This is a genomic window from Polaromonas jejuensis NBRC 106434, assembly GCF_001598235.1.
In the GTDB taxonomy this organism is placed as follows: domain Bacteria; phylum Pseudomonadota; class Gammaproteobacteria; order Burkholderiales; family Burkholderiaceae_C; genus Polaromonas; species Polaromonas jejuensis.
Genome location: NZ_BCYO01000038.1, coordinates 19,886 through 30,863, shown reverse-complemented (window position 1 = coordinate 30,863; position 10,978 = coordinate 19,886). Strand labels below are relative to the sequence as shown.

General features: G+C 66.3%; 13 protein-coding genes and 1 pseudogene. 1 reads left to right on the top strand and 13 read right to left on the bottom strand.

Annotated elements, in window-relative coordinates:
• The 13 genes and pseudogenes from PJE01S_RS22455 to PJE01S_RS22400 form a co-directional block, all read right to left on the bottom strand.
• The coding region (locus PJE01S_RS22455) for an alpha/beta fold hydrolase (protein ID WP_068835948.1) at positions 1 to 552 on the bottom strand (552 nt) is incomplete at its 3' end.
• Between the two features lie 50 nt (positions 553 to 602).
• Positions 603 to 1,169, bottom strand: coding sequence for a Dps family protein (locus tag PJE01S_RS22450; protein ID WP_068835947.1), 567 nt, complete (start codon positions 1,167 to 1,169; stop codon positions 603 to 605).
• 36 nt (positions 1,170 to 1,205) lie between these two features.
• Positions 1,206 to 1,319 (bottom strand): annotated as a pseudogene (locus tag PJE01S_RS25415) (MFS transporter); the annotation flags it as partial.
• A gap of 40 nt (positions 1,320 to 1,359) precedes the next feature.
• Positions 1,360 to 1,995, bottom strand: coding sequence for an antibiotic biosynthesis monooxygenase (locus PJE01S_RS22445; RefSeq protein ID WP_068835946.1), 636 nt, complete (start codon positions 1,993 to 1,995; stop codon positions 1,360 to 1,362).
• A 21-nt stretch (positions 1,996 to 2,016) separates the two neighbouring features.
• Positions 2,017 to 2,325 carry a UBP-type zinc finger domain-containing protein gene (locus PJE01S_RS22440; protein WP_068835945.1) on the bottom strand — a complete coding sequence of 103 codons (309 nt, stop codon included), beginning with the start codon at positions 2,323 to 2,325 and terminating at the stop codon, positions 2,017 to 2,019.
• Between the two features lie 12 nt (positions 2,326 to 2,337).
• Positions 2,338 to 3,315 carry an NAD(P)/FAD-dependent oxidoreductase gene (locus PJE01S_RS22435; RefSeq protein WP_281178638.1) on the bottom strand — a complete coding sequence of 326 codons (978 nt, stop codon included), beginning with the start codon at positions 3,313 to 3,315 and terminating at the stop codon, positions 2,338 to 2,340.
• Positions 3,316 to 3,625: 310 nt separating this feature from the next.
• Positions 3,626 to 3,940 (bottom strand): GNAT family N-acetyltransferase, encoded by a 315-nt coding sequence (locus PJE01S_RS22430; protein WP_068835944.1) that lies wholly within the window; start codon positions 3,938 to 3,940, stop codon positions 3,626 to 3,628.
• 32 nt (positions 3,941 to 3,972) lie between these two features.
• Positions 3,973 to 5,556, bottom strand: a complete 1,584-nt coding sequence (locus PJE01S_RS22425) for an MFS transporter (protein ID WP_068835943.1) — start codon at positions 5,554 to 5,556, stop codon at positions 3,973 to 3,975.
• On the bottom strand, positions 5,549 to 5,953 hold the full coding sequence (locus PJE01S_RS22420; protein ID WP_068835942.1) for a DoxX family protein: 405 nt from the start codon (positions 5,951 to 5,953) through the stop codon (positions 5,549 to 5,551). The genes PJE01S_RS22425 and PJE01S_RS22420 overlap by 8 nt, the downstream gene beginning before the upstream one ends.
• Before the next feature lie 2 nt (positions 5,954 to 5,955).
• Complete coding sequence (locus PJE01S_RS22415; protein ID WP_068835950.1) at positions 5,956 to 7,848, bottom strand: amidohydrolase; 1,893 nt, start codon at positions 7,846 to 7,848, stop codon at positions 5,956 to 5,958.
• A gap of 104 nt (positions 7,849 to 7,952) precedes the next feature.
• Entirely contained in the window at positions 7,953 to 8,228 is a 276-nt protein-coding gene (locus tag PJE01S_RS22410; RefSeq protein ID WP_068835951.1) for a DUF1427 family protein, read from the bottom strand.
• A 17-nt stretch (positions 8,229 to 8,245) separates the two neighbouring features.
• Positions 8,246 to 8,899, bottom strand: coding sequence for a hydrolase (locus PJE01S_RS22405; protein WP_068835941.1), 654 nt, complete (start codon positions 8,897 to 8,899; stop codon positions 8,246 to 8,248).
• Between the two features lie 272 nt (positions 8,900 to 9,171).
• The gene (locus PJE01S_RS22400) at positions 9,172 to 9,909 is read right to left on the bottom strand and encodes a pirin family protein (RefSeq protein WP_068835940.1); all 738 of its coding nucleotides are present in this window, start codon (positions 9,907 to 9,909) and stop codon (positions 9,172 to 9,174) included.
• 160 nt (positions 9,910 to 10,069) lie between these two features.
• Between PJE01S_RS22400 and PJE01S_RS22395 the strand changes: the two genes are divergently transcribed.
• On the top strand, positions 10,070 to 10,972 hold the full coding sequence (locus PJE01S_RS22395) for a LysR family transcriptional regulator (protein ID WP_068835939.1): 903 nt from the start codon (positions 10,070 to 10,072) through the stop codon (positions 10,970 to 10,972).
• Positions 10,973 to 10,978 lie beyond the last annotated feature (6 nt).

Here is a 10,978-nt window from a genome sequence, read left to right as displayed (position 1 = left end):
AATCTGCAGCGTCTGCTTGAATACGCCTTGCGACACCTTGGCGCCCGGGCGGTTGGTGCCGTAGAAGAGCGTGTTGAAGTCATCAAGGAACTGCGGGCGGTCGGCGGCCAGGCCGGCGCGGATGCCCGCGAACAGCGATGCGTCGGGGCCCACGGGGTGGTCGGCCGTCTTCATGAAAAGCGGCGTCACCGCGCTGATGAGCGCCAGCTTGGCGATGCGCGAGCTGCCTTTGCGCGCGATGTAGCGCGTGACGTCGCCGCCCCCCATCGAGAAGCCCGCGAGGACCACCTCCTTCAGGTCGAGCGTCTCGATCAGCTCGGCGATGTCGTCGGCAAAGGTGTCGTAGTCATAGCCGGTCCAGGGCTGGCTCGAGCGACCGAAACCGCGGCGGTCGAACGCGATCGCACGGTAGCCGCGCTCCGCGAAGAACAGCATCTGGGCGTCCCACATGTCGGCGCTCAGCGGCCAGCCATGGCTGAACAGAATGGGCTGGCCCGAGCCCCAGTCCTTGTAGTAGAGATCGGTGCCGTCGCGCAGGGTGAGTGTGGTCATGGTCTTTCCTGTGGAGTGAAGGGGGGAAACAAAAAAATGAAGAGGAGCGCTCAGCTTTGCCGCACGGACTCGAAGAGGAACCATGTGCGCCGCTCGGCCTCGTCGATCCAGTTCTCCAGCACGCTGGCGGTGGCCACATCGCCGTACTCGTCGCACACCGCGTGCGCGGCGCGCATGAAGCCGGCCAGGCGCTGATTGTCTTCACGCAGCTCGGCCAGCATGCCGATGGGGGTCACGAAGTCGGCGTCGTTGTCCGCCAAGCGCTGCAGCCGCGCGGCATGGCCGGTCGAGCGCAGCGTGGTGCCGCCGATCTTGCGCACGCGCTCGGCGATGGGGTCGATGGTCGCGAAGATCTGGTCGGCCTGCTCGTCCAGCAGCAGGTGGTAGTCGCGGAACGACGGGCCCGACATGTGCCAATGGAAGTTCTTCGTCTTCAAGTACAGCGCGAACACGTCCGCCAGCAGCACGTTGAGCGCCGCGGAGATGTCGCGCGTGGCGTCCGTGCCCAGGTCGCTCGGGGTGTGCAGCGACGCGATGCGGCGTGCCCTGGTGCTGTTGGCCAGGGCCTTGAGGGATTTGGCTGGCTTGGTGGTCTTGGAGGGTTTTGCAGTGGCCATGTTTTTCCTTGGTTGCTGGCGGAATGCCGTCTGTCGTCAGAGGGGAAAAAAGTGATGCACCACGGGTTTCTCGAGCCCGATGTGGAAGCGCACGGCTTCGCTCTGCAGATCCGCGTCGGCATGCGACACGCGGTGGTGTTGGCGCAGGTGGCAAAGGCGGCGGACGGCTGAGGACGGCATATCCGCCATTTCATTCATACAGCCATTGCGCAGCCAGTCGGGTGACGCGCGGCATGAGGACGTAGGTCATCAGTCCCACGATGATTGCCGCGATCAACAGGTGCTCCAGGAAGGAGTTGCCGAGCCAGGGCCATCGAAGCGCCAGCCAGTGAACGGGAAGGGGCACGACCATCGTGAGCGGGAAGATCACCGACAGCGTCAGCAGGAGCTGCTTGTAGCGCTTTGCCGGCTTCTGCCCTGGCTCCGGGTGAAACCAGAACTCCAGCCCCGTCACCGTCTGGCGCTGCTCGTCGCGCGACAGCAAAGGCATCACCTCGCTGAGCAAGGTTTGCCGCGCGGCCGACTGGAACCAGTCCTCCGCATGCGGCAGCGAGTCGAAGCGCAGGGTCACGGTGTAGAGCGTCGAGCCCGGCGCTGGACGGATGACGTGCACCCCGCGATGCCCCGGGAACCGCTCCGCGATGGGTACGATACGCTGGAGCCACTGTTCGTACGCCGCGACGGACTGCGCGCGCACGTGGTGCCGGATGACCGCCGTCACGCTCTCGAGGCGCGGCAGGCTGCGGGCCGACAAGTCGCCCAGCGAGGCGCTGCGCAGCGAGGGGTCGCGCTGATCGACGGACGGGGTGGGTGCATCAGGGTGCATGAAAGGACCTCATCGACTCGTTCAGATGAAACGCGGGATGGGCCCGTTCTGTGGCGTTGTATCGTCGCCCAAGTCCAGCATGACGCGATCAATGTAGCACCAGCCCCACCCCTCAGGCGGGTCATAGCCCTCGATGATGGGATGGCCTGTCTCGTGGTGGTGCGCACTGGCGTGGCGGTTGGGCGAGTCGTCGCAGCACCCCACGTGGCCGCAGGTGCGGCACAGGCGCAAATGAACCCAGGGGCTGCCGGACTTCAGGCATTCCTCGCAACCCAGCGCGCTGGGCGTGACGCGGTGGATGCTGGCGGTATGGGTGCACCGATGGGGCATGACGATCTCTCTTCAGAGGGTTGCGAGGTGCTGGTGGATGAAGGCCACGGCCATGGCGCCTTCGCCGACAGCCGATGCGACGCGCTTCATGGAGCTATGCCGAACGTCGCCCACGGCAAAGGAGCCGGGGACGCTGGTTTCCAGCGGGTATGGCGCCCGGGGGAGCGGCCAGCCCGCGGCCGCCAGCGCGGCCGGCGACAGATCTGCGCCTGTAACCACATAGCCGGACCCGTCTCGCGCAATCGCCGTGTCGCGTGCCCATTCGGTATTCGGTAGCCCGCCAATGCAGACAAACAGATGGTGCGTCGCCAGCGCGCTCTCGGTACCGTCGGCACGGTCACGCACCGTGATAGCTTCCAGGAATCGGTCGCCATGCAACGCGCTCACTTCGCAGTTCGTGACCACCCGGATGTTGGGTTGACTCTGGAGCTTCTGTACCATGTAGTCGGACAGCGTATCGGCCAGGCGCGGCCCCCGCACCAGCATGACGACTTCGCGGGCGTAGGCCGACAGGTGCATGGCGGCTTGTCCCGCCGAATTGCCGCCGCCCACCACGTACACCGTCTCGCCGCTGCACATGGGCGCCTCGCTGGTGCCCGCGCCGTAGAACAGGCCCAGGCCCTGCAGACGCCCCTCGTCCGGCAGACCGAGGCGGCGCCACTCGATGCCGGTTGCGCAGATGTTGGTGCGCGCGTAAAGCTGCGTGCCGTCGGCCAGATCGGCCTGGATGCCGCCATCGGCAAAGACCGCGTACACGCCTTCGCGCAGCCGGAGAATTTCCGTGCCGAAGCGCACCGCCTGCTGGCGTGCGCGCTCGGCCAGTTCCGCACCGCTGATGCCTTGCGGAAAGCCCAGGTAGTTCTCGATCAGGGAGGAGTTTCCGGCCTGGCCTCCGACGGCATCGCGTTCGACGAGCACGGTGCTCAAGCCCTCGGAGGCGGCATACACCGCCGCACTCAGCCCGGCCGGTCCGGCACCGTAGATGGACACGTCGTACACCTTCTTGCGGGGCTTCTCGACCCATCCCAGCCGGCGGGCGACATCTGCGATGCTTGGGTTCAGCAGCCGCGATCCATCAGGGAATTCGCACACCGGCAAGCCGGGATCGTCGAGGCCCCGGATACCGGGAATGCGGCGAGCAGCCGCCTCGTCCAACTCGACCCAATCGTAGGTGACAACGCTTCGGCTAAGAAAGTCGCGAATCTCGAAGGCTCGCGCGGAGTAGGCCGGACCGAGCAGGCGGACCCGGGGACGGAGGGGCTCAACCGTGTCGATGGCGGCGGGCGATGTCATGAAGGCGTCAGAGCCCAAGCAAGGTGCGGCCTTCGTCGGCCAGCAAATCGTGCGTCTCCGGGTGCGCGCGCATGTAGGCCGCGAACACGGGGCACTGCGGAATGACGCGAAGGCCCCGCTCGCGCGCGGAGGCCAGGCCCGCCAGCACCAACTGCTTGGCCACGCCCTGCCCTTGCAATGCTTCGGGCACCAGAGTGTGGACGAAGGTGATGACATTGCCCGCCAAGGTGTAGATCGCGACCGCGCGCTCGCCTTGCAACGCATATTCGAAGCGATGCTTCGACGGGTTGTCGTGAACGGAAGAGGAAGAAAGCGTGCGCATGGGTTTTCCTTGGGTTTGCGAGAGGGCAAGCGCTACAGCGCCAAAAAGTGATGCACCTCAGGCTTGCCAGGCCCGATGTGAAAGCGCACCGCTTCGCTCTGCAGGTCGGCGTCGGCATGGGACACGCGGTGGTGCTGGCGCAGATGCTCCGCCCACGACTCGACGAAGAACCACTCCATCAGGCGCAGGGCGTCGCCGGTGTGCTCGACGACGCCCCATGCGTAGGCGCCGTCGCGCAGGCGCTCCTGCGACAGGCGCTTCATCGCGGCCAGGAACGCCGCGCGATCCTCCTGGCGGATGCGGTACTCGACCTGCACCATGACCGGCCCGCGGTCGTGCGCGATCGGCTCGGCCACCAGCGGCTCAGGCCAGTGGTTCGAGGCCTGAAGGTCCGACTCGCCGGTGGGCAGCCGTGCGCGGTGGAACAGCAGCGCCACGACCACGAGGCCGATGGCGCCCGCCAGCAGCGTGTACGGCACGCCGATTTCCTGCGCGACCAGGCCCCAGCCGAGGCTGCCGGCCGCCATCGCGCCGTTGAACACGGTGAGGTACACCGCCAGGCCGCGTCCGCGCACCCAGTTCGGCAGGATGGCCTGGGCCACGCCGTTGAGCGTGGTCAGTGCAATGATCCAGCCCAGCCCCAGCAAAAACAGCAGGACCACCGCCAGCCACTTCGGCGGTGCAAGCACCAAGGCACCCATGACGGCGGCGCTGATGAGCGAGGCCAGTAGCACCAGGCCGTCGGCGTCCAGCCGCCGGCGCAGCTGCGGCATGACCAGCGCGCCAGCTATGGCGCCCGCACCCACGGCCCCCAGCAGCACGCCATAGAAACCGGCGCTGCCGCCCAGCATCTGGCGCGCCACCAGCGGCAACAAGGCCCACACCGCGCTCGCGAACAGAAAGAACACCGCCGCGCGCAGCAGCACGCGGTGCAGCTCCCTGCTGGCCCGCGTGTAGCGCAGCCCGGCGCGGAAGGCGCCGAGAAAGTTCTCCGACAGCGCGCTGTCGGCTGCCGCGGGGCGCTTCCACCACAGCAACGCGGCGACCACGAACACATAGCTCAGCACGTCCATCCCATAGGCGGCTGCGGCGCCGAAGCTCGCCAGGATCAGCCCGCCCGCAGCCGGGCCGATGGCGCGCGCGATGTTGATTCCCAGCGAATTCAGCGCCACCGCGCCCTTGAGATCCTCGCGCGGCACCAACTCGGGCACGATGGATTGCCAGGTCGGTCCCATCAGCGCGGCGCCAATGCCGCCGACGAAGGTCAGCGCAATCAGGTATTCGACGGTGAGCGTGCCAGTATGCGACAGCACCAGCAGCGTGCTGCTGACACCGGCCAGCATCAGCTGCACGAAGATCAGGAAGCGCCGGCGGTCCAGGATGTCCGACAGCACGCCGGCGGGAATCGCGAGCAGGAAGATCGGCAACGTGGCCGCCGTCTGGATCAGCGCCACAGCCGTGGGGCTGGCCGACAGGTCCGTCACCAGCCACGAGCTGGCCACGTCGCGCATGAAGCTGCCGATGTTGCCGAGCACGGTGGCGGCCCACAGCACTGCGAACACCGGCTGACGCAGCGGTGCGAAGCTGCCGGAGCTGCGTTGGGCCGGTTCAGCCATGCGTACGGTCCTTCAGGTCATGCCACGCCACAAGCAGGAATCCGCCGACCAGGCCAAGGTGTTCGAAGAACGCGTTGGCGGCCATGAAGCGTTCGGGCTGCGGCATCTCCCAGAAGCGCAGCGCAACGAAGGTGGCGAGCAGCGTGAAGCCAGCCAGCGCCAGCGCGCCCACCCAGCGGTAGAAGCCGGTGAGGATGAGCGCCGCGGCGCCCAGCTCCAGCACGATCACCGCGACGGCCATCGGCGCCGCTGGTGACAGGCCGAAGTGGTTCATCTCGGCGATGGCCGAAGCGAAGTCGGTCGCCTTGTTGAAGCCGCCCTGCAGGTAGGCGGCACACAAGAGCAGCAAGGCGATCCAGCGCAGGACCGGTGCGGATTGCCAGCGTGCGGTCGTCATCGTCACACCGCCCAGCAGGCGCAGCCGAGCGCGCCCCAGAAGCTCTTCAGGTCGGCAATGGGCAGCTTGCTGCTCCAGGCCGTGGCGTGCTGGTGGCCGTGCACGTTGCAGTTGTTGGCGCAGGCGCAGGCCGCGGCGGCGTTGCGCAGCACCTTCTGCATGGGCGCTCCCTCGGCCGTGTCGGCCCAGCCGCCGTAGCCGCCGAAAGTGCGCGCGGGCGACCAGTCGGGCATGGCCGCGGGCGGCGTGCCTTCGTCGAGCGGCGCGAACGGGCCTGCGCCGTAAACGATCTTGCCGCCCACCATGGTCAGCAGCGAGGTGGTGTCGGCAATGTCCGATTCGGGGCAAGCGAAGAAGTCGCGGTCGGGCACCAGCAGGTCGGCCAGCTGGCCGGCCTCTATGCGGCCCTTCTTGCCGACTTCATTCGAGAACCAGGTGACGTTCTCGGTCCACATGCGCAGCGCGGCCTCGCGGTCCAGGCAGTTGCGCTGCGGGTAGAGCTGCATGCCGCCCACAGTCTTGCCCGTGACCAGCCACGACAGCGACACCCACGGGTTGTACGAGGCCACGCGCGTCGCGTCGGTGCCGGCCGACACCTTCACGCCCTTTTCGAGCATGCGCTTCACAGGCGGCGTGGCCTCGGCCGCGCCGGCGCCGTAGCGTTCGACGAAATATTCGCCCTGGTAGGCCATGCGGTGCTGCACCGCGATGCCGCCGCCGATCGCGGCGATGCGGTCGATCGACTTCTCGGAGATGGTCTCGCAGTGGTCGAAGAACCAGTTCAGGCCGGCCAGCGGCGTGTCGCGGTTGACCTTCTCGAACACGTCGAGCGCGCGGGCTATGGTCTCGTCGTAGGTCGCGTGCAGGCGCCAGGGCCAGCGGTTCTGCGCGAGCACGCGCACCACTTCTTCCAGCTCGCCTTCCATCTCGGGCGCCATGTCGGGGCGCGGCTGGCGGAAGTCCTCGAAGTCGGCGGCGGAGAACACCAGCATCTCGCCCGCGCCGTTGTGGCGGAAGTAGTCGTCGCCCTGCTTGTACTTCGACGTGGCCGTCCAGTTCAGGAAGTCCTGCTTCTCCTGCTTGGGCTTCTGCGTGAACAGGTTGTAGGCCAGGCGGATGGTGAGCAGGCCGGCGTCGGCCAGCTGCTGGATCACCTGGTAGTCCTCGGGGTAATTCTGGAAGCCGCCGCCCGCGTCGATGGCGCCGGTCACGCCGAGCCGGTTGAGCTCGCGCATGAAATGGCGCGTGGAGTTCACCTGGTAGTCGAACGGCAGCTTCGGGCCCTTGGCCAGCGTGGCGTAGAGGATGGAGGCGTTGGGCTTGGCCAGCAGCAGGCCCGTGGGGTTGCCGGCGCTGTCGCGCACGATCTCGCCGCCGGGCGGCGCGGGCGTGTCCTTGGTGTAGCCCACGGCGCGCATGGCGGCACCGTTGAGCAGTGCACGGTCGTACAGGTGCAGGATGAATACCGGGGTGGCGGGCGCGACGGCGTTCAGTTCCTCGATGGTAGGCAGTCGCTTCTCGGCGAACTGGTGCTCGGTGAAACCGCCCACCACGCGCACCCACTGCGGCGCGGGCGTGATGGCGACCTGGCGCTTGAGCATGCCCATGGCATCGGCCAGGCTGCGCACACCGTCCCAGCGCAGTTCGAGGTTGTAGTTGAGGCCGCCGCGAATGATGTGCAGGTGGTTGTCGATCAGGCCGGGCAGCACGCGCTTGCCCTGCAGGTCGATGACGCGGGTGGCGGAGCCGGCCAGCGGCAGCACCTCTTCGTTGCGGCCGACGCGCGTGAAGCGGCCGTCCTTGATGGCCACGGCGCTGGCCGTGGGGTTGGCGCGGTCCAGCGTGGTGAAGCGGCCGTTGTGCAGGATCAAGTCGGGGGCGGTGGTGCCTGCCATGTCGGTGTTCCTTGAAGCGGTGGATTGGGCCCTTGCCGTGCCGGCAAGGGCGGCGCCGAGCGTGCCCAGGCACAGGCGGCGGCGTTGTTCGTCGAATGAATTGCTCATGTGTCTTGGCCCTGTGCGGTAATCGGGTCGACCTTGGCGGACTGCGGCAGCTCGCCGAACACATGCGGCTTGACCTGGTGCTGTAGCCACGAGGTGGCCACGGCATCGGGCTTGATCACGCTCTTGATGAGCGGCGGGATCTGCTCGCCGAGCAGGATCCCGAGAAGCCCCACGAGGGCGATGACCGGCGGGGCCGGCGAGCGCACCTGGAACAGTGCGTAGATCACACCGACCAGCAGGCCGAGCGCGAGCGAAAGGACGTAGGGCTTCATCTTGTTCACCGCGGCGTTCAGCCTTCGTGCGCGCCGAACATGGTCTTGGCGTAGGTCACGCCCAGGCCGTAGGCGCCGCCGAATTTCTTGGCGACGCCGGTGGTCATCTCGTAGGTGTCGGTGCGGGCCCAGTCGCGCTGCAGTTCGAGCAGGTATTGCAGCGAGGTCATCGGCTGCGCGCCGGCCTGCACCATGCGATCCATCGCGCGGTTGTGCGCCTCGGCCGACACGTCGCCGCAGGCGTCGGCAATGACGAAGACCTCGAAGCCCTGGTCGAGCGCCGACAGTGCGGGACCGACGATGCACACGCCGGTCCACAGGCCCGACAGCACGATGCGGTTCTTGCCGATCTCGTTCACTCGGTTGATCACGGCCGCGTCCTCCCAGGTGTTCATCGAGGTGCGGTCGAGCATCTTCTGGCCCGGGAATGCATCGGTGATCTCGTTGAACATCGGGCCAGAGAAGCTCTTCTCGGCGACGGTGGTAAGAATGGTCGACACGCCGAAGCCGGCGGCGGCGTTGGCCACGAGCGCGGCGTTGTTGCGCAGGTTGACCGCGTCGATCGAGTGCGTGGCGAACGCCATCTGCGACTGGAAGTCGATCATCACGAGGGTATGGTCCTTGGGCGTCAGGAGTTTGGCGCCTGGGGTGGGGGTAGCTTTGATGGACATGGTTTTGACCTTTTATGGGTTGAGGATGGATGAATGAACCGGTTGACGTTTTAAAGGGATAAGTGGACTGGCTAGCGCGTACTGGAAGGATTTAAAGCTGGCTTGCGGTGCCGCGATCAGGATCTCGTCATGGACGCCTGATCGGGCGCATCATGCCGTCCTTGATTGCTGCGGGTCTTGTCGATTGGTGCGCGTTTTTGTCGATTCGTCGCATTTCGATTCCTGGCGGTTGCGGGCGTTCGTGGCAGTTGGCGTGTTTGCGGCCGCGGGGCTCACATGGCCGGCAGCTCCTGTGGGCGCAGGTCGAACAGCAGCACTTCTGCCTGCTCGCCACCGGACAACTCAAGCGGTCCGCCTCCGCGCACCCGCACGCCGTCGCCTTCGCGCAAACGCTCCCCGTTCAGCTCGATGCTGCCGCTGGCCACGTGGACGTAGGCATAGCGGTGCGCGCCGATGTCCAAGGACGCATTCTCGGCGCCGTCGAAGAGGCCGGCGTAGACGCGGGCGTCCTGGTGCACGGACAGGGAGCCATCCTGGCCGTTCGGCGAGATGACGAGGCGCAGGCGCCCGCGCTTTTCGGCAGGGCTGAAATGCTGTTGCTGATAACGCGGGGTCGTGCCGCGCTTGTTGGGCACGATCCAAATCTGCAGGAAATGCACGGGGTCTGTCGCCGAGGCGTTGTACTCACTGTGGCGCACGCCGGTACCCGCGCTCATCATCTGCACGTCCCCCGGACGGATGACGGAGCCAGTACCCATCGAGTCCTTGTGCTCCAGTGCGCCCTCCAGCACGTAGGAAAAGATTTCCATGTCGCGGTGCGGATGCGTGCCAAAGCCGCGGCCCGGTTGCACGCGGTCATCGTTAATGACCAGCAGGTCAGAGAAGCCCTGCTGTTTCGCGTCGTAGTAATGGCCGAACGAAAAAGTGTGGCGGGACTTGAGCCAGCCAAAGTCTGCGAGACCACGGTCGTTGGCTTTGCGGACTTCGATGAGGGCGTTTTCCTGGAGCATGGTGTCTTTCCTTTGTGGATATTGATCGATTTGAATCACAATGTTTTTTGAAGCATTGCACTGGAGAAACCTCAGTGTCTGCGGTTTGACAAGCGGACATGACGAGACTTTTATGCTCAAATGATCGAAAATTTCGATCATTCAAAAGAGAGGTGTTTGCATGCTCAAACTGAGTCTGGAAGCCATTGAGGTGGTGGAAGTCATTGCGCGCTACGGTTCGTTCGCGGCGGCGGCGACGCACCTGAACAAGGTGCCGTCAACCATTTCCTATTCCGTCGGCAAGCTGGAGCAGCAACTCGGCATCCTGCTGTTCGAGCGTCACGGCCCTCGCGTGTCGCTGACGCCGGCCGGCCAGGAGATGCTGAGGGACGGGCGCTGGCTGCTGGGCGCGGCAGGTGACCTGGAGTCGCGCATGCGGAAGATCGCCACCGGCTTCGAGTCCGAATTGCGGCTGGTGCACGATTCCCTGATACCCACGCAGGCGCTGGTCGACGACATCCGCGCTTTCGAAGCGCTGCAGTGCGGCACGCGCCTGCGTATCGGCAGCGAGACCTTGACCGGGAGCTGGGAAGCCCTTCGGGAAGGACGCGCCCATCTGGTGATTGCCGCGGGGGAGGGGCCGGCCGGCGGCGGCTACCGTGCGGTGGCGGTGGGTAGTCTCGCGTTCGTTTTTTGTGTCGCGCCGCTTCACCCGCTGGCACGCGTGAGAGGGCAGATTACCAAGGCGGATCTCCTAGGTCATTCCGCCATCGTGGTGGGCGACAGCGTGCGCACGCTGTCCGACCGCACAGTGGGCCTGGTGGCCGGGCAGCAGCGCATTACCGTGCCATCGATGCAGGCCAAGATCGCCTGCCAGCTCGCGGGGCTGGGCTACGGTTTCCTGCCGAGGGCCTTGGTACGCCTGGAGCTCGAACGTGGCACGCTGCTGGAGTTGCCCTATGAGGAGGCTCGACCTGATGAAACTTTTTGGCTGGCGTGGAAACCCGGCCCGATGGGGCAGGCGCTCAAGTGGTGGCTGGACCGCCTGGAGCGTCCGTTGATACCGGCCCTGCTGCCGCGTTGACGGGCT